This is a genomic window from Tardiphaga sp. GW822-FHT04G09 (assembly GCF_058800725.1).
This window is the reverse complement of record NZ_JBXAMO010000059.1, coordinates 1-517: the sequence shown is the minus strand read 5'-3', so window position 1 is coordinate 517 and position 517 is coordinate 1. Positions and strand designations below refer to the sequence as shown.

Genomic DNA, 517 nt, shown 5'->3' with positions numbered 1-517 from the left:
GCATCGGGCACCCGGCGTTCCGCACGCCCTCTCGCCAGGGGGCGGGAATGCAAAGGACGACGGCGCCCCCGCGCCGCAAACAACAGGGGCGATGACGCATGTCTGAAGAGCACGTGTTGTCTGAAGCAGTGGCTGTTTGACAGTTGAATCGGATGAGGCCGTAGGATGGGGCGAGCGCAGACGCGCTTGCGCCGGAGCGAAACCCATCAACTGCAGACGAAGAAAGCGATGGGTTTCGCTTCGCTCTACCCATCCTACGAACTGGAGAACAGTGGCTGTTTGAAATTCGAATCTGCGATGAGGCCGGAGCGTCAGGCCGTAGCAACCATTAAGCCGTCATCTGCGCGGCCTTGGTGACGAGAGCATTGCGGTGCCATGGCGTGCCGCGTGCAACCACGGTATTGGCGAAGATGAGCATCTTTCTGGCGCAGGCGACGAGGGCGCGTTTGTGTCCCTTGCCGGCGGCGATGAGCCGGCGATACAGCGCGATGAGTTGCGGATTCCAGCGGAAGGACGC

1 pseudogene is annotated in these 517 nt (G+C 61.9%); it reads right to left on the bottom strand.

Going from position 1 to position 517, the window contains the following annotated elements:
* Positions 1 to 328: 328 nt before the first annotated feature.
* Positions 329 to 517: pseudogene (locus tag AC1RLZ_RS31185) on the bottom strand (hypothetical protein); the annotation flags it as partial.